At 38.2% G+C, this 25,214-nt stretch carries 21 protein-coding genes and 3 tRNA genes; 20 read left to right on the plus strand and 4 right to left on the minus strand.

What is annotated here, in order from left to right:
- Positions 1–7: 7 nt before the first annotated feature.
- The 8 genes from dnaK to IGK27_RS05520 all read left to right on the plus strand — a co-directional run bounded on the left by dnaK (position 8) and on the right by IGK27_RS05520 (position 8,719).
- Positions 8–1,837: a molecular chaperone DnaK gene (dnaK, locus tag IGK27_RS05485; RefSeq protein ID WP_002357825.1), complete on the plus strand. Its 1,830-nt coding sequence runs from the start codon at positions 8–10 to the stop codon at positions 1,835–1,837.
- Between the two features lie 114 nt (positions 1,838–1,951).
- Complete coding sequence (locus IGK27_RS05490) at positions 1,952–2,074, plus strand: hypothetical protein (RefSeq protein WP_002357824.1); 123 nt, start codon at positions 1,952–1,954, stop codon at positions 2,072–2,074.
- A 54-nt stretch (positions 2,075–2,128) separates the two neighbouring features.
- Entirely contained in the window at positions 2,129–3,298 is a 1,170-nt protein-coding gene (gene dnaJ, locus IGK27_RS05495; RefSeq protein WP_002357822.1) for a molecular chaperone DnaJ, read from the plus strand.
- Positions 3,299–3,536: 238 nt separating this feature from the next.
- Entirely contained in the window at positions 3,537–4,271 is a 735-nt protein-coding gene (locus IGK27_RS05500) for a metallophosphoesterase family protein (RefSeq protein ID WP_033626354.1), read from the plus strand.
- A gap of 97 nt (positions 4,272–4,368) precedes the next feature.
- Positions 4,369–6,561 (plus strand): Tex family protein, encoded by a 2,193-nt coding sequence (locus tag IGK27_RS05505; protein WP_033626353.1) that lies wholly within the window; start codon positions 4,369–4,371, stop codon positions 6,559–6,561.
- Positions 6,562–6,587: 26 nt separating this feature from the next.
- Positions 6,588–7,049 (plus strand): SprT family protein, encoded by a 462-nt coding sequence (locus IGK27_RS05510; RefSeq protein WP_002365561.1) that lies wholly within the window; start codon positions 6,588–6,590, stop codon positions 7,047–7,049.
- Positions 7,050–7,117: 68 nt separating this feature from the next.
- Positions 7,118–7,201, plus strand: a tRNA-Leu gene (locus tag IGK27_RS05515).
- A 300-nt stretch (positions 7,202–7,501) separates the two neighbouring features.
- Positions 7,502–8,719 carry a pyridoxal phosphate-dependent aminotransferase gene (locus tag IGK27_RS05520; protein WP_002357817.1) on the plus strand — a complete coding sequence of 406 codons (1,218 nt, stop codon included), beginning with the start codon at positions 7,502–7,504 and terminating at the stop codon, positions 8,717–8,719.
- Positions 8,720–8,784: 65 nt separating this feature from the next.
- Here the strand turns inward: IGK27_RS05520 and IGK27_RS05525 are convergent, their stop codons facing one another.
- Positions 8,785–8,961, minus strand: coding sequence for a hypothetical protein (locus tag IGK27_RS05525; RefSeq protein ID WP_002357816.1), 177 nt, complete (start codon positions 8,959–8,961; stop codon positions 8,785–8,787).
- 177 nt (positions 8,962–9,138) lie between these two features.
- On the opposite strand from IGK27_RS05525, the gene IGK27_RS05530 reads away from it, so the two are divergent.
- Entirely contained in the window at positions 9,139–9,966 is an 828-nt protein-coding gene (locus IGK27_RS05530; protein ID WP_002381942.1) for a helix-turn-helix domain-containing protein, read from the plus strand.
- A 100-nt stretch (positions 9,967–10,066) separates the two neighbouring features.
- The gene (nagA, locus tag IGK27_RS05535) at positions 10,067–11,215 is read left to right on the plus strand and encodes an N-acetylglucosamine-6-phosphate deacetylase (protein ID WP_002357814.1); all 1,149 of its coding nucleotides are present in this window, start codon (positions 10,067–10,069) and stop codon (positions 11,213–11,215) included.
- A 42-nt stretch (positions 11,216–11,257) separates the two neighbouring features.
- On the opposite strand, the gene IGK27_RS05540 is transcribed toward nagA, so the two are convergent.
- Positions 11,258–11,644, minus strand: coding sequence for a hypothetical protein (locus IGK27_RS05540; protein ID WP_002357813.1), 387 nt, complete (start codon positions 11,642–11,644; stop codon positions 11,258–11,260).
- A 13-nt stretch (positions 11,645–11,657) separates the two neighbouring features.
- Positions 11,658–12,317: a DNA/RNA non-specific endonuclease gene (locus IGK27_RS05545; protein WP_430596435.1), complete on the minus strand. Its 660-nt coding sequence runs from the start codon at positions 12,315–12,317 to the stop codon at positions 11,658–11,660.
- Positions 12,318–12,477: 160 nt separating this feature from the next.
- Between IGK27_RS05545 and IGK27_RS05550 the strand changes: the two genes are divergently transcribed.
- The 8 genes from IGK27_RS05550 (at position 12,478) to IGK27_RS05585 (ending at position 19,001) form a co-directional block, all read left to right on the plus strand.
- Entirely contained in the window at positions 12,478–13,179 is a 702-nt protein-coding gene (locus IGK27_RS05550) for an ABC transporter ATP-binding protein (protein WP_002360463.1), read from the plus strand.
- Between the two features lie 9 nt (positions 13,180–13,188).
- Positions 13,189–15,825, plus strand: coding sequence for an FtsX-like permease family protein (locus tag IGK27_RS05555; RefSeq protein WP_033626446.1), 2,637 nt, complete (start codon positions 13,189–13,191; stop codon positions 15,823–15,825).
- A 183-nt stretch (positions 15,826–16,008) separates the two neighbouring features.
- Complete coding sequence (locus IGK27_RS05560; RefSeq protein ID WP_002357809.1) at positions 16,009–16,542, plus strand: hypothetical protein; 534 nt, start codon at positions 16,009–16,011, stop codon at positions 16,540–16,542.
- A 16-nt stretch (positions 16,543–16,558) separates the two neighbouring features.
- Complete coding sequence (locus IGK27_RS05565; RefSeq protein ID WP_002357808.1) at positions 16,559–18,028, plus strand: flotillin family protein; 1,470 nt, start codon at positions 16,559–16,561, stop codon at positions 18,026–18,028.
- A gap of 146 nt (positions 18,029–18,174) precedes the next feature.
- Positions 18,175–18,408, plus strand: coding sequence for a DUF2969 domain-containing protein (locus IGK27_RS05570; RefSeq protein WP_002357806.1), 234 nt, complete (start codon positions 18,175–18,177; stop codon positions 18,406–18,408).
- A gap of 96 nt (positions 18,409–18,504) precedes the next feature.
- Positions 18,505–18,585, plus strand: a tRNA-Tyr gene (locus IGK27_RS05575).
- 10 nt (positions 18,586–18,595) lie between these two features.
- A tRNA-Gln gene (locus tag IGK27_RS05580) sits at positions 18,596–18,667 on the plus strand.
- Positions 18,668–18,821: 154 nt separating this feature from the next.
- Entirely contained in the window at positions 18,822–19,001 is a 180-nt protein-coding gene (locus IGK27_RS05585; protein WP_002357804.1) for a hypothetical protein, read from the plus strand.
- 55 nt (positions 19,002–19,056) lie between these two features.
- Here the strand turns inward: IGK27_RS05585 and IGK27_RS05590 are convergent, their stop codons facing one another.
- Positions 19,057–19,668: a TetR/AcrR family transcriptional regulator gene (locus IGK27_RS05590; protein WP_002357803.1), complete on the minus strand. Its 612-nt coding sequence runs from the start codon at positions 19,666–19,668 to the stop codon at positions 19,057–19,059.
- Positions 19,669–19,843: 175 nt separating this feature from the next.
- On the opposite strand from IGK27_RS05590, the gene IGK27_RS05595 reads away from it, so the two are divergent.
- Together IGK27_RS05595 and IGK27_RS05600 are read left to right on the plus strand one after the other, a co-directional pair.
- Complete coding sequence (locus IGK27_RS05595; RefSeq protein ID WP_430596438.1) at positions 19,844–24,091, plus strand: acyl-CoA dehydratase activase-related protein; 4,248 nt, start codon at positions 19,844–19,846, stop codon at positions 24,089–24,091.
- Between the two features lie 206 nt (positions 24,092–24,297).
- Positions 24,298–25,005 (plus strand): GntR family transcriptional regulator, encoded by a 708-nt coding sequence (locus IGK27_RS05600; protein ID WP_002357800.1) that lies wholly within the window; start codon positions 24,298–24,300, stop codon positions 25,003–25,005.
- Positions 25,006–25,214: the final 209 nt, after the last annotated feature.

A 25,214-nucleotide genomic window follows, 5' to 3' on the forward strand; every position in this document is an offset into this window, starting at 1 on the left:
ATTCACTATGAGTAAAATTATTGGTATTGACTTAGGAACAACAAACTCAGCTGTCGCAGTACTAGAAGGCGGCGAAGCGAAAATTATTGCAAACCCAGAAGGTAACCGCACAACTCCTTCGGTCGTTTCATTCAAAAACGGTGAAATTCAAGTGGGCGAAGTAGCAAAACGTCAAGCTGTTACAAATCCTAACACGATTTCATCTATTAAACGTCACATGGGTGAAGCTGGCTACAAAGTTGATGTTGAAGGAAAATCATATACACCACAAGAAGTTTCTGCAATGATCTTACAATATTTAAAAGGTTTTGCTGAAGACTATTTAGGTGAAAAAGTTGAAAAAGCAGTTATTACAGTTCCTGCATATTTCAACGATGCGCAACGTCAAGCAACAAAAGATGCTGGTAAAATTGCTGGTTTAGAAGTAGAACGGATCGTTAACGAACCAACAGCAGCAGCTTTAGCTTATGGCTTAGATAAAACAGACAAAGATGAAAAAATTCTTGTCTTTGACCTTGGTGGTGGTACATTCGACGTGTCAATCCTTGAATTAGGCGATGGCGTTTTCGATGTATTATCAACAGCCGGTGATAACAACCTAGGTGGGGATGACTTTGATAATAAAATCATTGACTACATGGTTGCAGAATTTAAAAAAGAAAATGGCATTGACTTAGCTAACGATAAAATGGCATTACAACGTTTGAAAGATGCTGCTGAAAAAGCGAAAAAAGACTTATCAGGTGTAACAAGCACACAAATCAGCTTGCCATTTATTACTGCTGGCGAAGCAGGACCATTGCACTTAGAAATGAACTTAACTCGTGCAAAATTTGATGAATTAACAAGTGATTTAGTTGAACGTACAAAAGTACCAGTACGTCAAGCCTTGAAAGATGCTGGTTTAAATCCTTCTGAAATCGACGAAGTTATCCTAGTTGGTGGTTCAACACGTATTCCAGCTGTAGTTGAAGCTGTTCGCAAAGAAACAAACAAAGAACCAAACAAATCAGTTAACCCTGACGAAGTAGTAGCAATGGGTGCTGCAATCCAAGGTGGCGTAATCACTGGTGATGTTAAAGACGTTGTCTTATTAGACGTAACACCGTTGTCATTAGGGATTGAAACAATGGGTGGCGTATTTACAAAATTAATTGATCGTAACACTACGATTCCAACAAGTAAATCACAAGTATTCTCAACTGCTGCTGACAATCAACCAGCTGTTGATATTCACGTTTTACAAGGTGAACGTCCAATGGCCGCTGATAATAAAACATTAGGTCGTTTCCAATTAACAGATATTCCTGCAGCTCCTCGTGGTGTGCCACAAATTGAAGTAAGCTTTGACATTGATAAAAACGGGATTGTAAATGTTCGTGCGAAAGACTTAGGCACTCAAAAAGAACAAACAATCACGATTAAATCTTCTTCAGGTTTATCTGATGATGAAATCGAACGTATGGTGAAAGATGCTGAAGCAAACGCTGAAGCAGATAAACAACGTAAAGAAGAAGTTGACTTACGTAACGATGCAGATGCTTTATTATTCACTGTTGATAAAACATTGAAAGAATTAGAAGGCAAAGTAGATGCTGAAGAAGTGAAAAAAGCAGAAGATGCGCGTGATGAATTAAAAGCAGCCATCGAAGCAAACGATATCGAACAAATGAAAGCAAAACGTGATTCATTGAATGAAATCGTCCAAAACTTAACAGTAAAACTTTACGAACAAGCTGCGCAACAACAAGCACAAGAAAATCCTGAAGCTGCCCAAGGTGGCGCTGATGATGTTGTTGATGCTGATTTTGAAGAAGTAAATGGTGATGACAAATAATCAATAACAATTGATTTTAGGGACTGGATCATTAGTACAATGACTAATGTCCCAGTCCCTTGTCTTTTGTGAGAAAATCAACCACAATCAAGTTAGCAAGAAACTATTTAGGTTTTGAAAGAACTGTGGTATGATTACAACGATGTTAAACAAGCTGAAAATACCTATTCACAGCTAGTAACACTGATTCAAGGTGTGACAGATAATCCAACCAGAGAGACCGAAAGCAATCGATGAATTTGGCTGGTTCTAAACACATTGTAAAGTTTGAAGAAAGTTGGAGGGAAGTCAATGGCGACGAAACGAGATTATTATGAAGTGCTAGGATTAGCAAAAGGTGCTTCAGATGATGAAATTAAAAAAGCATACCGCAAACTTTCCAAAAAGTACCATCCAGATATTAACAAAGAAGCCGATGCGGAAGAAAAATTTAAAGAAGTTTCTGAAGCGTATGAAGTATTAAGTGATCCACAGAAAAAAGCGGCCTATGACCAATATGGCCATGCAGGAACTGATCCTAATTACGGTGGCGGCGCTGGTGGCTTTGGCGGTTTCGGTGGCGGCGGATTTAGCAGTAGTGGTTTTGGTGGATTCGAAGATATTTTCGATTCATTCTTTGGCGGCGGCGGTGGCCGTTCTGTTGATCCAAATGCACCAAGACAAGGCGCCGATTTACAATATACAATTCAATTGAAATTTGAAGAAGCTATTTTCGGTGTCGAAAAAGAGATTAAGTACAATCGAGAAGATACTTGTGCAACCTGTGGCGGTAATGGCGCCAAACCAGGCACACACCCAGAAACTTGTCATAAATGTCATGGCTCTGGAACAATCAATGTTGAACGTCAAACGCCATTAGGTCGTATGATGAGTCGTCAAACTTGTGATGTGTGTCATGGCACAGGGAAAGAAATTAAAGAACCATGTCCAACTTGTCATGGCACAGGTCATGAGAAAAAAGCACATACTGTCAAAGTAAATGTGCCTGCTGGAGTAGAAGACGGTCAACAAATGCGCTTAGCTAACCAAGGAGAAGCGGGTACCAATGGTGGACCATATGGTGATTTATATGTAGTCTTTCGTGTTGAAGATAGTGATATTTTCGATCGAGATGGCGCAGAAATCTACTATGATTTACCAGTAAGTTTCGTCCAAGCGGCTCTAGGGGACGAAGTAACTGTCCCAACTGTTCATGGTGACGTGAAATTAAAAATTCCGGCTGGAACACAAACTGGCACAAACTTCCGCTTAAGAGGCAAAGGTGCGCCACGTTTACGTGGTGGGGGCAATGGTGATCAACACGTGAAAGTGAAATTAATAACACCAAAAAATCTTAATGAAGAACAAAAGGATGCCCTACGAGCTTTTGCAAAAGCTGGCGGACAAAATGTAACTGAACAACAAGAAGAAGGCTTCTTTGATAAAATGAAAGATGCGTTTGGCGGTAAGAAGAAAAAATAAACCAATCGAGTCAGAGACAAAAGTAGTTAGCTCCAAGTGTTCATCACTCTTGAAAGCTAAATTGCAACGAGTAATTGCAGATACTGCTTTTGTTTAGCTGATTATTTTAAGATTTAGAGAGTGGGACATAAGTCGTTTTGACTTATGTCCTATTTTCGTTTTTTATTTCCAAACATTTTACGAGAATATTTTAAAATTTAGCGTATACTTAATATAAGCAAGTTAGGAGGGCTTATTTATGAAACCATATGTTTATGTAATCAGTGATATTCATGGACAAGCAGATTTGTTTGATGCCTTACTTACAGACTATGACCCAGTCGAGCATCAGCTAGTTTTAATTGGTGATTTAAACGACCGTGGTCCGCATTCTAAAGCCTGTTTTCTCAAAGGAAAAGAACTTGTCGAGCAACACGGCGCTGTTTATTTACGAGGCAATCATGAAGAATATTTTTTGCAGTTTCTTCAAAATCCAGAGGACTGGTTTGCAGGATATGTTCGCAATGGTGGCAAGGAAACAATTGAAAGCCTCTTGCATCCAGGAGCTACTGCAGAATACTCACCAACAGAAATGGCCTTAATGATCCGTAGTCGCTATCCAGAGTTAATTGATTTTTTAACAAAACGACCGCTTTATTTTGAATGGCAGCATTACTTATTTGTGCATGCTGGGGTTGATTTAACGATGGAAGATTGGCGGCAAACAGCACCTAAGGATTTTTTGTGGATTCGCGAACCCTTTCATCAAGGGAAAAATAATACAGGCAAGACCATTGTTTTTGGTCATACCATTACTCCGATGTTACATGGTGATATGCAGACCACGGACCTTTGGCAAAGTGATGGAAAAATTGGCATAGATGGTGGTGCTATTTTTGGTGGCTCTGTGCATGGTGTGATTTTTTATGAAAAAGGCATTGTCCAAGATATCGAATATCAAAAACGCACCCCTGCGTGGCAACCAGAATTTTGATTCCTTAATCGTATGAATCAGTTACCTCACTTCTATATTTAGAAGCAAAAATATGCTAAAATAGATAAGTATGCATAAGAAAAGAGGTATCTAGTTAATGGCAGAAGCTTATAACGAAGAAGTAGTAGCGCTACTTCAAAAAGAATTGACAACGTATCGTTCAAAACAAATAACAACGGTTTTAACTTTATTAAATGAAGGAAATACAGTTCCTTTTATTGCCCGTTACCGGAAAGAAATGACTGGAAGTTTAGATGAAGTCCAAATCCGTGAAATAGAAGAACGTTATCATTATTTACAAAACTTGAAAAAGCGGAAAGAAGAAGTTCTCCGTTTAATTGAAGAGCAAGGAAAACTAACAAAAGAACTCAAAACAGATATTCAAAAAGCAGTAAAAATGCAACAAGTGGAAGATTTGTATCGACCATATAAACAAAAACGTCGGACTAAAGCGACTATCGCGAAAGAAAAAGGGTTGGAACCATTAGCAGATTGGTTGCTCTCTTTACCTGAAAACGCGGATATCTTAGCCAAAGCGGCTACTTTTATTAATGAAGAAAAAGAAGTTGCAACCGCCGAGATAGCCTTGCAAGGTGCTCATGAAATTTTAGCAGAACGTATTAGCGATGAACCAAAATACCGAACATGGTTACGTGATTATATGGTTAAACATGCGCAATACTTTAGCGTAGTTAAGGATGAAGAAAAAGACGAAAAGCGGACCTATGAAATGTATTACGATTTTGCAGAACCAGTTAGCAAAATGGTGCCGCACCGTGTCTTAGCAACGAATCGTGGTGAAAAAGAAGACATTTTAAAGGTTTCCCTTGTCGCTGATGAAACAAAAATTAATGATTATTTCCAACGTCAACTAATCGGCAAGCAAGCAACAAGCTTAGCTGCTCCATACATTGAGGCTGCTTATTTAGATAGCTATAAACGATTCATTGGACCAGCGATTGAACGGGAGATTCGCAATGAATTAACAGAAAAAGCTGATGAACAAGCGATTGCAATTTTCGGTGAAAATTTACGTAATTTATTATTACAGTCACCACTTAAAGGAAAAGTTGTTCTAGGATTTGACCCGGCTTATCGGACAGGCTGTAAATTAGCAGTTGTCGATGAAACTGGTAAAGTTTTAGCAATTCAAGTGATTTATCCACATAAACCAGCGACTGCTGCGAAACGTGAAGCCGCTGGTCCAGCCTTTAAAAAGATCATTGAAGACTATCAAGTGGACATGGTAGCTATTGGAAACGGAACGGCAAGTCGTGAATCTGAATTGTTTGTGGCAGAGCAATTAAAGGCGGTGAAGCGGGACGTCTTTTACGTGATTGTTAATGAAGCAGGGGCTTCCGTTTACTCTGCGAGTGAAGTGGCTCGTAAAGAGTTTCCTGATTTACAAGTCGAAGAACGAAGTGCGGTCAGCATTGCACGTCGTTTACAAGATCCGTTGGCAGAATTAGTAAAAATTGATCCCAAAGCAGTCGGGGTTGGTCAATATCAGCATGACGTATCGCAAAAACGTCTTGCCGAGCAATTGGATTTTGTTGTGGAAACTGCAGTAAACCAAGTTGGTGTCGATGTGAATACAGCGAGTGCTCAACTTTTACAACATATTTCTGGCTTAAATAAAACAACGGCGCAAAACTTAGTCACTTATCGTGATGAAAATGGTGTCTTTACAGCACGAAATCAAGTCAAAAAAGTACCTCGTTTAGGACCAAAAGCATTTGAACAAGCAATTGGCTTTTTACGAATTCCTAATGGCAAAAATGTGTTAGATAACACTGGCATTCACCCAGAAAGTTATCCAGTAGCACAAGCAATTTTAGAAAAAGCAGAGATTGCTTCTAAAGAATTAGGGACAGCAGAAGCTATCGAAAAATTGAAACAGTTACCAGTGAATCAATTAGCTACTGAGTTAGAAGTAGGTTCAGAAACACTCACGGATATTATTGCTAGTTTAATCCAACCAGGTCGTGATATGCGCGATGAGATGTCAGCACCACTTTTACGTAAAGACGTGTTGACAATGGAAGATTTGAAACCAGGAATGGAAATGCAAGGGACTGTTCGAAACGTAATTGACTTTGGCGCGTTTGTCGATATTGGTGTGAAGCAAGATGGCTTAGTCCACATTTCTAAGTTAAGTACTAAATTTGTTAAGCACCCAACGGATGTTGTTGCGGTGGGGGATGTAGTCACAGTTTGGGTAGAAGATGTTGACTTGAAAAAGGGGCGTATTAGTTTAACTATGTTGCCTCGGGCTGATAGAAAAGAGTAGCAATGAAAGAGTCTCAACCAGTCTTGATGACAGATCAAGCGCTTCAAACGCTAGTGGAAAAAATTTCAATCGTATTTTTTCAGAAACCTTTTCTGCATCAAGCTACATTTAATCGGCGGTTAAAAACTACGGGCGGTCGCTATCATTTAGCTTCGCATCACCTGGATTTTAATCCAACTGTCTTTTTAAAGTATGGACAAGAGGAACTGGAAAAAGTCATTAAGCATGAGTTATGTCACTATCATTTACATTTAGCTGGCAAAGGCTATCAGCATAAAGATAAGGACTTTAAAGAGTTATTGGCTAAGACTGGCGGTGCCCGTTACGCACCGCCTCTAGTAGAACGGAAAAAAGCAGTTTTTCATCAGTACCAATGTCAGTCTTGTGGAGAAGTCATCCTCAGAAAACGACGAATTGATACGACACGATATGTCTGCGGAAAATGTCATGGGCGTTTGTCCTGGCAAGCGAAAAAAGAACAAATCTAACGATTCTGGTCTTTGTTATCTTGACAAAGACCAGTAATTATTTTAGGATAAATAAGTGCTCTTAAAATGCAGATGTGTTGGAATTGGCAGACAAGCATGATTGAGGGTCATGTGGACAGATGTCCGTGTGGGTTCGAGTCCCATCATCTGCATCAACTAGTATAACAAGAGGTCGGGACAGAAGTGTTTAACTCCGAGAAATAAGAAGGAATTTCCGAAAATTGTTCTATAATTTTTGGAGAATTTCGGCTTATTTCCGAAGAAGTTGCTTCTGTTCCCGCCGTTTATCAGTTTTTGAGCGTGGAGCGAAAATCCAAAGTGATTTTTGTCCCACGCTCTTGTTTATTACGGAAAAACCATCAATTTTTTATTAAATTCTGATATTTATTATTGCTTTTTCATTATAGTTGGCGTAACTTTAGAGTATAAATTTGTGAAGCGAGGGAGTCCGTGTGAGAAATTTTAAAAAATCTGATAAATTAAATAACGTAAGTTACGATGTCCGTGGTCCTGTTTTAGAAGAAGCAGAACGCATGCAAGAAGAGGGCATACGTATTTTGAAATTAAATACAGGGAATCCAGCGCCATTTGGTTTTGATGCCCCAAATGAAATTGTGCGCGACATGATTGTAAATGTTCGCGATTCAGAAGGTTATTCCGATTCAAAAGGTATTTTTTCTGCAAGAAAAGCGATTGAACAATATTGCCAATTAAAAAAATTTCCTAATGTAACGATTAATGATATTTACACTGGTAATGGCGTGAGTGAACTAATTACCATGTGTATGCAAGGCTTGTTAAATAACGGCGATGAAGTACTTGTGCCAATGCCAGACTATCCTTTATGGACTGCATCTGTTTCTTTGGCGGGCGGTACGCCCGTTCATTATATTTGTGATGAGCAAGCAGAATGGTATCCAGACATTGATGATATAAAATCAAAAATAACTTCGAATACAAAAGCAATCGTTATTATCAATCCCAATAATCCGACTGGTGCTTTATATCCGAAAGAGTTATTACTAGAAATTGTCGAAGTGGCACGTCAAAATGATTTAATTATTTACTCTGATGAAATTTATGATCGTTTGGTCATGGACGGTTTGGTTCATGTACCGATTGCTACATTAGCACCTGATTTATTTGTCGTAACATTGAATGGTTTGTCAAAATCACATCGAGTGGCAGGCTTCCGATGCGGTTGGATGGTGTTAAGTGGAGATAAATCACGAGTAAAAGGGTATATCGAAGGGCTAAATATGCTTGCTTCCATGCGGTTATGCTCGAATGTGTTGTCACAACAAATCATTCAAACCGCATTAGGCGGCTATCAAAGTGTCGATGATTTACTTTTACCAGGTGGCAGAATTTACGAACAACGAGAATTTATTTACAATGCGATAAATGATATTCCTGGTTTATCAGCCGTGAAGCCTAAAGCAGCTTTCTATATTTTCCCGAAAATTGATACGGCCAAATTCGACATTTATGATGATGAAAAATTTGTTTTAGATTTCTTACACAAACATCATATTTTATTAGTCCATGGTGGTGGCTTCAACTGGCAACAACCAGATCACTTCCGTATTGTTTATTTACCGAAGATGGAAGACTTAAAAACTACAGCAGATAAAATGCGTGAATTTTTAAGTACCTACAAACAAAAATAAAAGAACTACCAAAAAATAGCCTCTAACGAAGCTATTTTTTGGTAGTTCTTGTTTTATCAACAATACTATTCTGCGGTTTCACATGCTTTTTTACTAATAATCATTCGGTTGGTATATTTTTCTTCCATATCAGGACTAGGATTTGCTACTACGATGAGATAAGAATTTTCATACTCCTTCTCCACAAAGCCTGAATAATTTGTTTTTTCCCAAATGAAGTGAACCTTTTTCTCTTCGGCCATACAATAACACTCCTTTTTAATAAAAATGAACCTATTTATTTTCTAAGAAAACCTTAGATAATGTTCTTGCAGTATATTATGCAATAAAGTACAATAAAAGCATAATGCGAATTCGCATATTTTGACAAAATCCCCATTTTGCAAGGAAAATGGCCGATATAAATAGGAGCTATTGTGATGAATTCTTTAGGTGCAGTTATTAAAGAAATTAGAAAAAATAGAAAATTGACACAGAAAATGTTATCAGAAGACATCTGTTCGCAAAGTGTTTTAAGTCGCATTGAAAACAATGAAGAGTTGCCAAACGTTCTCGTAATGCAACAACTTTGTGATCGTTTAGGTGTGACTGTTGACCAGATTATGCGTTATAAATCTGGTGATGTGCACGTTGTTACGTATTCATTTGAAAAAATGGCTGAATATTTTCGCCATAAAAAATATCAATTATTATTAAATTATTTAAAGGAAAATCGTATTGAAGAACAATTGTATTTAGATACGGACTGGCAAAAATATTATTATTATTTAGGTAGTTGTGAATTGTTTGTTCTAAATGATTATGAAAAAGCTATTGCTAGCTTGCGTAAAGGGTTATCTTTCACCTATAAAGCTGATAAGTTAAATGTTTCTGATTTAGAGATTCAATTAATTAGTTGTCTAGGTGCTACTTATGGTTACATGGGCAATCGAGTAGAAGCAGAACGATTTTTAAGTTTGAGTATTCATTATTTTAATCAATTGCCAAATGAACGCAGTAATGCAGAATTAACGAAAATATTTTTTAATTATGCTGATTTCTTATTCAAAAATTATACAGAAAAAGATGCCGAAATTTATGTGGATCAAGGAATTACTTGGGCCCGCAAAAAAAATAGTTATTATTATTTAAGTGAATTATTAAATCTAAAATATTTAGTTTTAATGAGAAAGAATAAACATGAAGAAGCAGAACGTTATCTGAACTTAGCACAACAAATGAAAAATGTGGAAAGTGGCAATCTTTAAAAAATCCTCAGAATTGCTTAAAAGGTCTACACCATTTCTTGACTTTTGTACTGATTAAGAGTACTTTTGAAGTAAGTAAAATAAAGAAAGAAGGATGAAGATGAAAACATTTATCTTTGCAGACAAGTTCTTTTTAAAAAGCGATGTTAAAGGACCTGGTTATTTAGAAATCACGGATGGTATCTTTGGTAATTATACAAAAGATGAACCGCAAGGGGACGTAAAAATTATTCGTGAGGAAGGCAAATGGATTGCCCCAGGTTTAGTGGATACTCATATTCATGGTTACATGAATCATGACGTAATGGATAACGATGCAGAAGGCATTAAAGTGATGTCTGAAGGCTTATTATCTTGTGGTGTAACTTCATTTTTACCAACAACATTAACTTCAAGTAAAGAACGTTTAACAGACGTTGCACGTACGATTGGTCAAGTCTACCAAGAAGTACCTGGTGCAAAAATTCAAGGGATTTACTTTGAAGGACCTTTCTTTACTGAAGAACATAAAGGCGCACAAAATCCAAGTTATTTTGGAGATCCAGACCTTGATACATTCCACGAATGGCAAGAAGCTTCAGGCGGAATTATTAAGAAAATTGCGTTGGCACCAGAACGTAATGGTGTGAAAGAATTTGTTGAAACCGTTACAGATGAAGGTGTCGTTGTTGCTTTAGGCCATAGTAATGCGACCTTAGAAGAAGCTGATGTGGCAGTTGAAGCAGGCGCTAGCGTTTTTGTTCATGCATATAATGGGATGCGTGGCTTAAATCACCGTGAACCAGGGATGGTTGGTGCATTGTTAACGTTACAACACGTTTTCTCTGAATTAATTTGTGATGGACACCATGTACATCCGCAAGCGGCTGAAGTATTGATGGAAAAAGCGGGCCATGATCACGTTGCGTTAATTACAGACTGCATGATGGCTGGCGGTATGCCAGATGGCAACTACAATTTAGGTGAATTTCCTGTTGTGGTAGCAGAAGGAACGGCTCGTTTGGATACTGGGAACTTAGCAGGAAGTATTTTAAAACTAAAAGAAGCAATTAAAAATGTAGTTGATTGGGGTATTGCAACACCTGCACAAGCAATTATGATGGCTTCATTAGTTCCTGCGATCAGCTGTAAAATTGATGATCAATGTGGCATGATTGCAAATGGTCGCGATGCTGACTTTATCGTATTAGAACCAACCATGGAATTAGCAGCCACTTATTTAGATGGCGTAGAACGTTATCGAGCATAAGACACAAGAAAAAGCTTGCGGAAATTTATCCGCAAGCTTTTTTTATAATTCTTTTGGTAAAATCGCAGAAGTGATTTCTTTGTTTTCATAGGCAATAAAAAAATCGATTAATTGCTTGTCAAATTGCTCAATATCCTCTTTGTAAAGGGAGCTAGGAATCACAAAGGTTTGCTCTAGGGTGCCTGCTAGATAATCGCCATCTAAACTTTGGGCGACAACTAAAAATTCTTGTTCGCGCCAATGTTCCACATCTGTTTCAGAAATGGTTTCCGGAGAGGCTAAAAATTTACAATTTTCGACAAACTGTTCATCAATTTCTTCACTGAAAGTTAATTCAGCATCCTCTTCTTGAGGTTGAGAGAGGATTGCTTGCAAAAATGTTTGTGGTTTTGCATCGGGTAATGTTTCTTTTAGCTGTTCAAAATCCAATGAAAGTTCCTCCTTATTGTTTGTTTAAAATAGTTACTGAAAAATCAATGGGTGAATTTGTTTTAAGGCTTTTGGCTTCTAAGATGATTTTTTCAGCCAACAAATCGTTTCCGTTATATACAGGTGTCACGCGATAGCGAACGTTTTCGCCGCGATCAAGAGCTGCCCGAATCTGATTTTCATATTTCGTCATATAAGGAGTGTTGACAGGATTCTGATACAAGGTGGTTAAGTTACGTGGATCATCACCACTGCCTCCCATTTGACGGCCGATTAGGTGGCCACGCGAATGATTAGCTTTTCCTGAAATGAAACCAGCTGGTCGAATATCTTTATTAGCGGAAGTTCCTGTATTGACCATTGCGGGTTTTAATAGCGCATCAGCGCCTGTCGCTCGTTTTAGACGATCTAGAGAATGATAAGTAATCCAGCCGTTTGAGTTATCCTTTAATTCCTCTGCTGAAAATGTGGCTTTACCATTTTCAATGGGTCCAGGATTATCTCCTTTTGGTGCTGGTGTGCTTGAGGGGGTGGTTGTTTGTGGTTGAACATTAAATAAATCTTGTAAAGCATCAGGAACTTTAATGCCAACCGCGCCTAAAATTAAAATGATTAATGCGCCAATCAGCATGATGGTTGAATTAAATGGTGGTTTCTTCTTTCTGTTTGCCATAACGTGCTCCTCTAATTTTATACTTGCAATAGTCCAAATTTAAGTGGACCATCTTTTCTATTATACGTAAATTTGCTAAAAAATCAAAAAAGGCTTTTCTTTGAAAGACTTGTTTTCTCAGATATGTTACTATTTTAATGTAGAAGGGAAGGGATAGTGGATGGCCTATATTGAAGTCAAAAATGAATACAAGCGTTACCAAATGGGAGAGACAACTATTACTGCGAATGACGGCATTTCTTTTGAAGTGGAAAAAGGAGAAGTAGCGGTTATTTTAGGCCCCAGCGGTGCTGGAAAATCAACTGTTTTAAATATTCTTGGTGGAATGGACAGCTGTGATGAAGGGGAAATTATTATTGATGGCACAGATATCGCTCAGTTTTCAGAGAAACAATTAACCACTTATCGACGCAATGATGTCGGGTTTGTTTTCCAATTTTACAATTTAGTCCCAAATTTAACGGCAAAAGAAAATGTCGAATTGGCTTCGCAAATCGTTGCGGATGCGTTGGATTCGACCACTGTTTTACAATCGGTGGGTTTAGGGGAACGTTTAGATAATTTTCCAGCGCAACTTTCTGGTGGTGAACAACAACGAGTGACCATCGCCCGTGCGATTGCTAAAAAGCCCAAGTTACTTTTATGTGATGAACCGACAGGAGCACTGGATTATGAAACAGGGAAACAAATTTTAACTATTTTGCAAAATACTGCTCGTGAAACTGGAACGACCGTCTTAATTATTACCCACAATTCAGCCATTGCAGAAATGGCCGATCGGGTAATTCGAATTAATGATGCGAAAGTTCGCGAAATGACTGTGAATGATCAGCCTAAATTGGTTGCTGAAATTGAATGGTAGGTGCCTAAAATGAAGAAAACAGCGCTAATTAAAACAAGCTTACGTGAAATTAGACAATCTACTACACGATTTTTATCGATTATGGGGATTATTTTCCTTGGTGTAATGGTTTTTGTTGGTTTGAAAGCTACTGGACCAGATATGATTAAAACCGCGAATAATTATTACCAGAAAGAGCAGCTTCCAGATGCGCGAATAATTTCTACAATGGGACTGGAAAAGAAAGATTTAACAACTCTACAGTCTTTAAAAGATGTCGAAACAGTTGTGCCGCGGTATACAATAGATGCCACGATTGGGCCGCAAAATAATGCAGTAAAATTGTTTGGCTATCGAAAAAATCAAGCAGGATCGCTTAACTATCAAGTAGTTGACGGTCGGTTACCTAAACAAACAAATGAAATTGCATTAGATACATTAGCGAAAACTAGATATGACTATAAAATGGGTGATAAAATCACTTTAAACGATGCAGCGATTAAAGAAAAAGGACTGACGCAAACCCATTTTACTGTTGTCGGATTTATCAATTCACCAGAATATATTGATAATACATCCAGGGGAACCACAACGGTCGGTTCTGGAACGTTAAACTTTTTTGGCGTGGTTTCGGAAAAAGCCTTTGACAGTCAACGGTATCCAGAATTGCTAATCTCATTTCGTTCATTAAAACATCAAAATACGTATTCCTCTGATTATGAAAAGAAAAGAGAGCAGGCCTTAAATCAGGTAAAAGAGGCACTGAAAAATCGGCCAGAAGAACAGGTTGCGGCTCTGCGTGATTCGGCTCAGCCGGACATTAACCAAGGTCGGCAAGCGCTGGAAACGGGAAAACAAGCACTTGCGCAGTTGGAGCAACAACCAGGAATTCCAGCTGAGATGCTTGAAAAGCAAAAAGACGAATTGGCTAAACAGGAACAACTGTTGGCTGAAAAAGAAACAGAGCTAGCCAATTTGAAAGCCCCAACGTATTATTATTTTACCAGGGAAGACAATCCAGGATTTTCTGAATATCAAGATAACGCTGATCGGATTTCTTCTTTAGCCACGCTATTCCCGTTGTTCTTTTTCCTAATTGCGGCATTAGTCAGCTTAACTACCATGACACGTATGGTGGAAGAAAAAAGAATGGAAATTGGTAGTTTGAAAGCTTTAGGTTATCGTAATCGTGAAATTGCTTCGATTTTTATTACCTATGCAACGGTTGCTAGCCTAACAGGTTCATTATTAGGATTGGCAGTTGGCTATTATCTATTCCCTAAAATAATTTTTGATGCCTACGGTCAAATGTACAATATTCCTGATTTAGTTACACCGTGGTACTTAAATTACAGTTTATGGGGCATCATTGTAGCCTTAGCTTGTACTGTGGGAGCGGCCTTAGTGACATTAAGAATCGATTTATTAAGTACCCCAGCTACCTTGCTAAGACCCAAAGCGCCGAAATCAGGTCAACGGATTTTACTAGAACGAATCCGCCCTTTATGGCAACGCATGAGCTTTATTCAAAAAGTGACCGCTAGAAATCTGTTCCGCTATAAACGACGGATGCTGATGACCGTTATCGGAATAGCTGGTTGTATGGGGCTGTTAATTGTTGGTTTTGGTTTACGCGATTCAATTGTGGATGTCGCTACAATTCAATTTAATAAAATCTGGCATTACCAAGCAGTCGTGACTTTTAAAGAGCAAACAACACCTGAAGAGACAAAAGAGTATCAAGAAACGTTGCGCAAAATGGATGGTTTGAATAAAACAATTCCGTTATATTCAGAAATCTTTAAAACGAAGGGCAAAGGCGCACCAACTCAAAATATTACTCTTTATGTGCCACAAGATCCTTCGAAAATGGCTGATTTTCAATTATTTAATGATCGAGTCACTGGAGAAAAATATTCCCTCAACGATGACGGTGTAATCATTAATGAAAAATTAGCTAAATTATTTGGCTATAAAGTCGGAGATCAATTAAATTTAGAAAATAGTGATAATCAAACCTATCACGTGAAAATTGCCGCGATTGCAGAGAACTACACGGGTCATTTTGTCTATATGACGCCGAAACTCTACCAGACGATGACGAAACAGAAGCCGGAGTATAATACAGAATTCCTACTTTTTGACAAAAAGTTATCCTCAAAACAAGAAACCTCAATCGGAGAGGCGTTGACAAAACAGCCGAAAGTGTTGAACATTACGTTTTTAACTGCGATGAAAGGTTCGTTTGATGATATGCTGAAAAGCCTTGATATTGTCATTTGGGTACTAATTGCTGTTTCTGGTTCTTTAGCGTTAATTGTGTTATATAATTTAACCAACATTAATGTTTCTGAACGGATTCGAGAACTTTCCACGATTAAGGTTTTAGGGTTTTACGATCGTGAAGTCACCACCTATGTTTACCGTGAAAACATTATTTTAACGTTCATTGGTATTATTGTTGGCTGCTTCTTTGGGAAAATTTTGCATCAGTATATTTTAGCAACCGTTGAAGTTGATTTAATTATGTTTTCGCCAATTATTCATTGGCCAAGTTATCTGTATTCCGCAGTCATCACCATGTGTTTCACGTTGTTTGTGATGGTCATTATGCATCGGAAATTGAAGAAAATCAATATGATTGAAGCGTTAAAATCAAATGAATAGAACATTTTAAAAAACGAGGAGTCCGTAGAAGTTCGATAATTCTAGGGCTGCTCGTTTATTGTTGCTTCTTTTATTAAGAAAAAATAGGTCTTAAGATGTATCTTTTGAGATTTATTTGGAAATTACTACTCTTTTTATTTAAAAATTGGTACACTATTACTAGGTTATAGCACAGAAAGGAGTGTGGGAAAAGTGTTAGAAGGTCTACCATTGGAAACGGTTTATTTTTATGCATTAGTGGGGAGCGCGGTCCTCGCTTTTTTACTAATTATTTTTGGGGATGTTTTTAATTTTGATGGACCGGTGGACCCAATGCTGATTATTCCATGGATTGCTTTTACCTCGCTGTTTGGGTACCTTGGGGAAGAATTAACAGCGGTGAATAGTTGGCTTATTTTAATTGTCAGTGGTATTCTTTCAACCATTATTGTTTTCTTCCTAAATTTTTATGTGTTGGTCCCTTTGAAAAATTCAGAGGCCACAATTTCTATTTCGGAAAAAGACATGGAGGGGCGTGTTGCTACTGTGATTACCCCAATTCCTGTCCGGGGAATGGGCGAGATTCAATTGAAGAGTGTCACAGGTTCGTTAAGTCGACCAGCAGCATTTTATGTGCCACAAGAAGTGGCTGCGCCAAGAGGTAGTGAGGTATTGATTATTGAATTGAAAGAACGGGTTTGTTATGTCATTCCTTACGAAGGCAGTCTAAAAATATAGAGTAGGAGAGAAGAAAATGGGGATTTTGTTACCGATTATTATTGCAGTTTTAGTATTATTAATGTTATTAATTGTGTTTGTTTCTAAATATCAGACAGCCAAACCTGATGAAGCGTTAATTATCAGCGGGAGCTATCTAGGCTCTAAAAATGTTCATGTAGACGAAGGTGGCAACAAAATTAAAATCGTTCGGGGCGGTGGTGCGTTTGTCTTACCAGTGTTCCAACGTTCAAATCGAATTAGTTTGCTTTCAAGCAAATTAGATGTTTCTACACCAGAAGTGTACACAGAACAAGGGGTTCCTGTGATGTGTGATGGGACATCAATCATTAAAATTGGTTCGTCAGTTGAAGAAATTGCGACAGCAGCGGAACAATTTTTAGGAAAAACAACAGAAGAATTAGAAAATGAAGCACGTGAAGTATTAGAAGGACATTTACGTTCGATTTTAGGTTCAATGACAGTGGAAGAAATTTACCAAAATCGTGATAAATTTAGCCAAAGTGTACAAGAAGTTGCCAGTGTTGACTTAGCTAAAATGGGCTTAGTTATTGTGTCGTTCACAATTAAAGAAGTTCGTGATAAAAATGGATACTTGGATTCATTAGGGAAACCAAGAATCGCTCAAGTTAAACGTGATGCAGATATTGCAGAAGCAGAAGCCTTGAAAGAAACTCGCATCAAAAAAGCGGAAGCAGAAAAAGAATCACAACAAGCGGAATTGCAACGTCAAACAGAAATTGCAGAAGCTTCAAAAGAAAAAGAATTGAAATTAGCGTTATACAAACAAGAACAAGACATTGCCAAAGCCAAAGCAGACCAAGCCTATAACTTGGAAAGCGCGCGTGCACAACAACACGTGGTGGAACAAGAAATGGAAGTCAAAGTCGTTGAACGTCAAAAACAAATTGAGTTAGAAGAAAAAGAAATTACGCGTCGTGAAAAACAATACGACTCAGAAGTGAAGAAAAAAGCCGATGCAGATCGTTATGCACGCGAACAAGAAGCTCTTGCTCAAAAGGCACGCGAAGTGGCAGAAGCCGAAGCAGAACGCTTCAAAGTTGAAGCATTAGCCGAAGCGGAAGCCAACAAAACGCGTTTAACAGGTCAAGCGCAAGCCGAAGCTATTTTAGCTCGTGGTGCAGCGGAAGCCGAAGCCAAACAAAAGATTGCTGATGCCTTCAAAGAATATGGTGAAGCAGCTGTGTTAAGTATGGTGATGGAAATGTTGCCACAATTAATGAAAGAAGCAGCACAACCATTGGGCAACATCGACAAGATTTCAGTGGTAGATACAGGCGCAGGTGGCGAAAATTCTGGCGCCAACCGTATTACCAATTATGCAACAAACTTGTTGGCTGGTACACAAGAAACACTAAAAGAAACAACGGGCCTCGACGTGAAAGAGCTAATTGAAAACTTTTCTAAAAAAGGTACCTCAAATAGCGTGAACTATCATGCAACAGAAGGTTCAGAAAAAGAATAGAAATCAGTCTTTGAGGAGTAGCGAATCGCATTTCGTTACTCCTTAATGCTGCATTGAAACGATAAACGAGCAATCTGACAGAGAAATAGCGAGTGCTTGTTTTGTTTCAAAGATTCTGATAACATAGAGTTCTTGGAGGGATAGAGATGTCAAAAAAGAATAAAGATATTGAAGTACGTGTCGAAGAAGAAAAAGCCCAATACAATGGAGCAAATGTTTTAATGAACAAATTATTTATTGGTAAAAAAGAAATCGGTCGTGTCATTCCGCAAAATGATAAAAAATTCATCATTGAAATTGATGGCAAGCAAGAAGGTACAGCAAAAAATCTGGACGAAGCCTTTGAAACAATTATTCGTCAATGGAATTTAAGTGAATAAAAAATAAATAACAATTTTTTTAAAAAAAGGGTTGCTTTTTTCTGGAAAAGATTGTATTATAACTAAGTCAGGTCGTTACAGCGACAATGACTTTTTGGAGGAATAGCGAAGTGGCTAAACGCGACGGACTGTAAATCCGTTCCTTAGGGTTCAGTGGTTCGAATCCACTTTCCTCCATTTTCTTTTTTGGGGTATAGCCAAGCGGTAAGGCAACGGACTTTGACTCCGTCATGCGTTGGTTCGAATCCAGCTACCCCAGTTTTCAGAACATTTCTGGTAGAGAGATGTTCTTTTTTTGTATAATTATATAACAAAAATGAGGTAAGATTTTCCTCATGTACAGGCTAGAAAAGTTTTCATTTATATAAGAATATGCTAAAGTATTAAGAAAGAATAGTCTGGAGTTGATAAGAATGAACTTTAAAGAAAAAATTACAGAAATGGTTGAAAATGTTTACGATTTAGCACGCGATGGTAAGTATGATGTCAAAGTTGACTTAATTCCTCGTAAAAAAGGCAACATCAAAAGTGGTGTTAAAGTCACTTCTTCAAGAAATACAGCCCACAATATCAAATGGCGTTCAAAAAACTAACTCGTCTTTAAAAGAAACACCGGAGCAGACAACATTATTGTCTACTCCGGTATTTTTATTTTTCTAATTCGATGCCTAAGACAGTTAAATGCCCATTACCAACTAATTTGATAACTAATTGGGCTAAGTGGTTGGGTGTCATATCCGTCTCGCTAGTAATCCACCAATGAAGGGTACCGATGAAGATAGAGGTCATGTATTCAATAACAAAATCTATCGGTACATCAATATCATTTTCGGTGATACGCAACTGCGAAAAAATCGTCGCATATTTTTCTTCGATAATTTCAGCTAAGCGTTTTCGAAAGTGTTCGTTGAAATTATTGTCCATGATAGTTAAGAAGAAAGATTTGTTCTCTTGAATATTAATATAGAGTTGCGTCAGAAGTTCTTCAATGTGCTTCACGCGGACACGGTTGCCATTAACCAGTTGTTGCGAATCAAGAATAGCGGTAAAAGCACTAAGCGTAAAGGTGAAGATTGCATCATATAAATGCTGTTTGTCTTTAAAGTGAGCATAAAAAGTCGCACGATTAATCATAGCTTCATCAGCAATATCCTGAATCGTCACCGCTTCGTAGCCTTTCGTTTCTACAAGTTTAAAAAAAGCTTCAATAATCATTTTTCTGGTTCGTTGTACTCTAAGGTCTGTTTTCTTTGCCATCATAAATTCCTTTCGAGATAGTCAACATTCGCGGAAACTTTGTTGTTTATCTCACAAAATAGGGTAAATTGCTTGTTGCAAATCATTTAGAACCTTTCTAAAATAGGTATATCTATTATAACAAACAGTTTGTATAATAATCAACAAACTGTTGGGAAATGAAGGGGTATTTTAATTGATGGTTATGAGAGCAGGGATTGATGTTGGGTCAACGACAGTAAAATTAGTATTTTTAAATAAACAAAATCAGCCTATTTTTACAAAATATGAACGCCATTTTTCAGATGTCAAAGCAGCAACGGAACGCATTTTAAAAGAAGGGCTAGCAAGGATCGGTGCAGACCAACCTGTGACAATGAGCATAACTGGCTCTGGTGGTATGGGGCTGGCTGAGGTATTAGGGATTCCCTTTGTTCAAGAGGTTATCGCGTGTACACGAACTGTTGAAACAATAATACCAGAAACGGATGTTGCTATTGAACTTGGCGGAGAAGATGCAAAAATCACTTTTTTTGATGGTGCTTTAGAGCAACGAATGAATGGTAGTTGTGCAGGTGGGACAGGCGCCTTCATCGATCAAATGGCTGTTTTACTTAAAACGGATGCCAATGGAGTGAATGAATTGGCGAAGAATTATCAAACTATTTATCCGATTGCTTCCCGCTGTGGGGTTTTTGCTAAAACGGATGTTCAACCTTTAATCAATGAAGGAGCAGCGAAAGAAGATATCGCGGCGAGTATTTTTCAAGCGGTAGTTAATCAAACAATCGCCGGGTTAGCTGCTGGTCGCAAAATTAAAGGTAAAGTAGCATTTTTAGGGGGACCTTTATTTTTCATGTCAGAATTGAGAAAACGGTTTGTTGAAACCTTAGCAATTCAGCCAGAAGATGTTATTTTTCCAGAACAACCGCAACTGTTTGTAGCAATGGGTGCAGCACTTTATTCAGAAGATGCAGCCGAATGTACATTGGAAGAATTAATTCAGCGCTTAGTGAACAGCCAGGCTACTGATTTACAGCCGAGCGACACGTTACCACCGTTATTTAACAGCGCAGAAGATTTAGCAGATTTTCGAGAAAGACACGCGCAAGCCCAAGCAAAGGAGAAACCTTTATCTCAACATACTGGCGTGACCTTTTTAGGGATTGATGCAGGCTCCACAACGACAAAAGTCGCATTGATTGATGAAGATGGCCATTTGTTGTTTTCTTTTTATGGTAATAACCAAGGGCAACCTTTAGAAACCACCATGACAGTACTGAAATCACTTTATCAACAACTGCCTGAAGAAGTTTTTATCGGAAAAGCGGCTGTTACAGGATATGGAGAACAGCTAATAAAAAATGCGTTAAAAGTCGATATTGGTGAAGTTGAAACGATGGCCCATTACAAAGCAGCCAACCATTTTCAGCCAGGTGTGGATTTTATTTTGGACATCGGGGGGCAAGATATGAAAGCGATGACCATTAAAAATGGCGTGCTTTCCTCCATTCAATTAAATGAAGCTTGTTCTTCTGGGTGCGGTTCTTTTATCGAAACCTTTGCGCAATCTTTAAAATATAATGTGAAGGATTTTGCTTTGGCGGCTTTAGAATCGCAAGCGCCTGTTGATTTAGGTTCTCGGTGTACTGTTTTTATGAACTCAAAAGTGAAACAAGTTCAAAAAGAAGGGGCCTCTGTCGGCAATATTTCTGCTGGACTATCTTATTCAGTCATCAAAAATGCCATTTATAAAGTCATTAAGGTTCGCCGACCTGAAGAGTTGGGAGAAAAGATTGTCTGCCAGGGAGGAACATTTTACAATGAAGCGGTCTTGAGAGCTTTTGAAAAAATTAGCGGTCGTGAAGTGGTTCGTCCATCTATTGCTGGTTTGATGGGGGCCTATGGAGCAGCGCTGATTGCTTTGGACGCTTATGAAATTGGGGAAGAAACCACGCTTCTTTCTTTAGAAGAGTTAGCGGCATTTACCTCTGAAAAGGAATTTACTCATTGCGGCTTGTGTGAAAACAATTGTCAATTAACGGTCACAGTGTTTTCGGACGGGCGCCAATTTATTACGGGAAATCGCTGTGAACGTGGTGCACGAATTAAAATTAAACGAGAAGAACGCAAAGTAAATTTGGTTGATTATAAGTACCGCAAGTTATTTAAGTACCGACCTTTGCGGGAAAATAAAGCGTTTCGTGGGCGCGTGGGTATCCCTAGAGTCCTAAACATGTATGAAAATTATCCTTTGTGGCATACATTTTTTACTGACTTGGGCTTTCGGGTCGAATTATCGCCACGTTCTAATAAGCAAATCTATGAACAAGGCCTTGAAACGATTCCCAGTGATACGGTTTGTTACCCAGCGAAAATGGCGCATGGACATATTCAAGCATTAATTGATGCGCAAGTGCCAATCATCTTTTATCCTGGTGTTGTTTTTGAACAGCAAGAAACAGTGGAAGCAGATAATCATTTTAATTGTCCAATTGTGCAAAGCTACCCAGATGTCATTCGAAATAATGTGGATGCCATCAGAGAGGGCCAAGTGGATTATCGAAATCCCTATCTTAATTTAGCGAATGAAGCTGCAGTTGCCAAAGTTTTAGCTGAAAATTTTGCTGATTTAGGGATTTCCTTAGAAGAAATTCAAACAGCGCTGCATCATGGTTATCAAGAATTAGCAGCTTTTAAAAAAGAAATTCAAGAAAAAGGCGAAGAAACGTTAGCCATGTTAACTGAAAAAGGCCAGAGAGGAATTGTCTTATCGGGACGACCGTATCACTTGGATCCAGAAATTAATCACGGCATTGCCGAAGTCATTACACAGGAAGGATTCCATGTCTTGACAGAAGACAGTATCTCGCATCTTGGAGACGTGCAGAATTTACGTGTGGTGAATCAATGGGTCTATCATTCTCGCTTATATGCGGCGGCTAAAGTAGTGGCTAAGACGAAAAATTTAGAACTTGTCCAACTGAATTCCTTTGGTTGCGGCTTAGATGCTGTGACAACCGATCAAGTAGAAGAAATCATGGATCGGTCTGGCAAAATTTATACAGTCCTCAAAATCGATGAAGGCGCGAATTTGGGCGCAATTCGTATTCGGTTGCGCTCCTTGAAAGCGGCTGTCAATGAGCGGGAGAAGCAACAGTTTGTTCCGCATATGCAAATGGAAGAGCCGGAGAAAATTGTGTTTACAAAACAAATGAAAAAAACACATACCTTACTGTTACCAATGCTTAGCCCGATTCATCAATCTGGATTAGTCGATGTAGCATTACAAGCTTCTGGGTATCATGTCGTCTGTTTGCCTGCTCAAGACAAAGAAGCTGTGAATGTCGGGTTAAAATATGTCAATAATGATGCGTGTTACCCAGCAATTATTTCCATCGGACAACTAGTTGAAGCTTTGGAAAGTGGTCAATATGATTTGGATAATGTCAGTGTCTTAATGACGCAAACAGGGGGCGGTTGTCGCGCAACGAATTACATTCCATTATTACGAAAAGCCTTAAATGATGCTGGTTTTTCTCAAGTTCCTGTAGTTTCAGTTTCGATGGGCAATAAAGGAGTCGAATCCAATCCAGGATTTAAATTTACGTTGCCAATGATCAAGCGCTTAGTAGTTGCCTTTTTATATGGTGACTTATTCGAACGAGTAGTTTATCGAACAAGACCTTATGAAACAGAAAAAGGAATGGTGGATCAACTGCACCAAGATTGGCTAAAAAGAGTGGAAGCCAATGTCCGGAATGGTTCGCTGACACAATTTAATCACTTCATGAAAAAAATTATTCGGACGTTTGATGAAATTCCTTTACAAGAGATAAAAAAACCAAAAGTCGGTGTGGTCGGGGAAATTTTAGTGAAATATTCGCCGACAGCGAATAATGATATTGTGCGTTTGTTAGAAGAAGAAGGTGCTGAAGCAGTTGTGCCAGATATTGTTGGCTTTATGAACTATTCATTGTACAATCAAATTTGGAAATACGAAAATATGGGCATGTCAAAACAAAGCAAACGTTTAGCAGAATTTGCGATAAAAATCATTGAATTGGTAGAAAAACCAATGGATAAGGCATTGAGAAAATCTGTCCGTTTTGATGGTATTCATTCCATTTATGATATGGCAGCAGAAGCAAGTAAAATTTTATCAATTGGTAATCATACGGGTGAAGGTTGGTTTTTAACAGCTGAAATGATTGAGCTCTTAAAACATGAGGTGAATAACATCGTTTGTATGCAGCCGTTTGGATGTTTACCAAACCATATTGTTGGAAAAGGGGTCGTGAAAGAGCTACGACGTCAATATCCGCAAGCAAACATTGCGGCGGTGGATTATGATCCAGGGGTATCTTTGGTCAATCAGTTGAACCGAATCCGTTTGATGATGGCCACAGCGAACAAGTTGTTGAAAGAAGAAAATGTAAAAAGATAATAACTAATAGAAATTCGTTTAAAAACATTTGACTTGGTCACTTTTTACTGACTAAGCCAAATGTTTTTGTTATAAAAAGAAAGCATGCAACTAGACCAACTTTGATAAAAATTCCAATTCCTCTTTTATTTATCATTTTTTGGTTGTTTACACGGTCTATACCAGTTATAATAGAAGAGGAGATGAACGAAGAGGAGGAAGCGTAAATGGTTCAAAATATACCAATTTATATTCAAATTCACGATAAAATCAAAGAAGATATTGAAAAAGGTGTCTGGAGTATCGGGGATCGTTTGCCCTCTGAGCGAGAATTAGCCTTGAAATTTGATGTTAGTCGAATGACCTTACGCCAAGCCATTCAGACTTTAGCAGACGAAGGGATTTTAGAACGAAAAATTGGTTCAGGAACATATGTAGCACGTAAGAAAGTTCAAGAAACAATGACAGGTACCACTAGTTTTACAGAAATTACCTTGTCTCAAAATCGCGTTCCTTCTAGTCGGACGGTGTCTTATTTTGTAGCGAAACCTAGTTCTAGTGAGATGGAAAAATTACAACTAGGTCCAGAAGATTCAATTTTACGAATGGAAAGAATTCGTTTTGCGGATGACATTCCGATTTGTTTTGAGGTGGCGAGTATTCCTTATTCATTGGTCTCGCAATATGGCAAATCTGAAATCACGAACTCTTTTTATAAAACACTTGAAGCCAAATCTGGCCACAAAATTGGCCACTCTAACCAAACAATCTCTGCTGTTCAAGCATCGGAGCAGATCGCAGAATATTTAGAGATTAAACGAGGTGATGCGATTCTGCGTGTGCGCCAAGTATCCTATTTTGAAAACGGACTACCTTTTGAATATGTTCGTACGCAGTATGCAGGAAGTCGATTTGAGTTTTATTTAGAGAAGTAGAGAAATGATAAGTATAGAAAAATGCCAAGAAATAGGCTGAGGTAAGATATTTTAACCTCCAAAAGTTGTATCTGAAAAATACAATTTTTGGAGGTTATTTTTTATGAACTTATCAGGTAGAATTCAAATTAAAATTAGTGAAAGCATCTCAATTCAAATAAATATTGAATAGAGTAGCAAGTCTGAATACCAGAAAAGTGAGATGGTTT

This window comes from Enterococcus sp. DIV0236 (assembly GCF_050558525.1).
GTDB lineage: Bacteria > Bacillota > Bacilli > Lactobacillales > Enterococcaceae > Enterococcus > Enterococcus faecalis.

Coding starts and splice junctions, on each gene's coding strand:
- dnaK (WP_002357825.1), top strand. CDS start 8: ATGAGTAAAATTATTGGTATTGACTTAGGAACAACAAACTCAGCTGTC.
- IGK27_RS05510 (WP_002365561.1), top strand. CDS start 6,588: ATGACAGATCAAGCGCTTCAAACGCTAGTGGAAAAAATTTCAATCGTA.
- IGK27_RS05585 (WP_002357804.1), top strand. CDS start 18,822: ATGAACTTTAAAGAAAAAATTACAGAAATGGTTGAAAATGTTTACGAT.
- IGK27_RS05570 (WP_002357806.1), top strand. CDS start 18,175: ATGTCAAAAAAGAATAAAGATATTGAAGTACGTGTCGAAGAAGAAAAA.
- IGK27_RS05505 (WP_033626353.1), top strand. CDS start 4,369: ATGGCAGAAGCTTATAACGAAGAAGTAGTAGCGCTACTTCAAAAAGAA.
- IGK27_RS05590 (WP_002357803.1), bottom strand. CDS start 19,668: ATGATGGCAAAGAAAACAGACCTTAGAGTACAACGAACCAGAAAAATG.
- IGK27_RS05500 (WP_033626354.1), top strand. CDS start 3,537: ATGAAACCATATGTTTATGTAATCAGTGATATTCATGGACAAGCAGAT.
- IGK27_RS05555 (WP_033626446.1), top strand. CDS start 13,189: ATGAAGAAAACAGCGCTAATTAAAACAAGCTTACGTGAAATTAGACAA.
- nagA (WP_002357814.1), top strand. CDS start 10,067: ATGAAAACATTTATCTTTGCAGACAAGTTCTTTTTAAAAAGCGATGTT.
- dnaJ (WP_002357822.1), top strand. CDS start 2,129: ATGGCGACGAAACGAGATTATTATGAAGTGCTAGGATTAGCAAAAGGT.
- IGK27_RS05525 (WP_002357816.1), bottom strand. CDS start 8,961: ATGGCCGAAGAGAAAAAGGTTCACTTCATTTGGGAAAAAACAAATTAT.
- IGK27_RS05530 (WP_002381942.1), top strand. CDS start 9,139: ATGAATTCTTTAGGTGCAGTTATTAAAGAAATTAGAAAAAATAGAAAA.
- IGK27_RS05595 (WP_430596438.1), top strand. CDS start 19,844: ATGGTTATGAGAGCAGGGATTGATGTTGGGTCAACGACAGTAAAATTA.
- IGK27_RS05600 (WP_002357800.1), top strand. CDS start 24,298: ATGGTTCAAAATATACCAATTTATATTCAAATTCACGATAAAATCAAA.
- IGK27_RS05545 (WP_430596435.1), bottom strand. CDS start 12,317: ATGGCAAACAGAAAGAAGAAACCACCATTTAATTCAACCATCATGCTG.
- IGK27_RS05565 (WP_002357808.1), top strand. CDS start 16,559: ATGGGGATTTTGTTACCGATTATTATTGCAGTTTTAGTATTATTAATG.
- IGK27_RS05550 (WP_002360463.1), top strand. CDS start 12,478: ATGGCCTATATTGAAGTCAAAAATGAATACAAGCGTTACCAAATGGGA.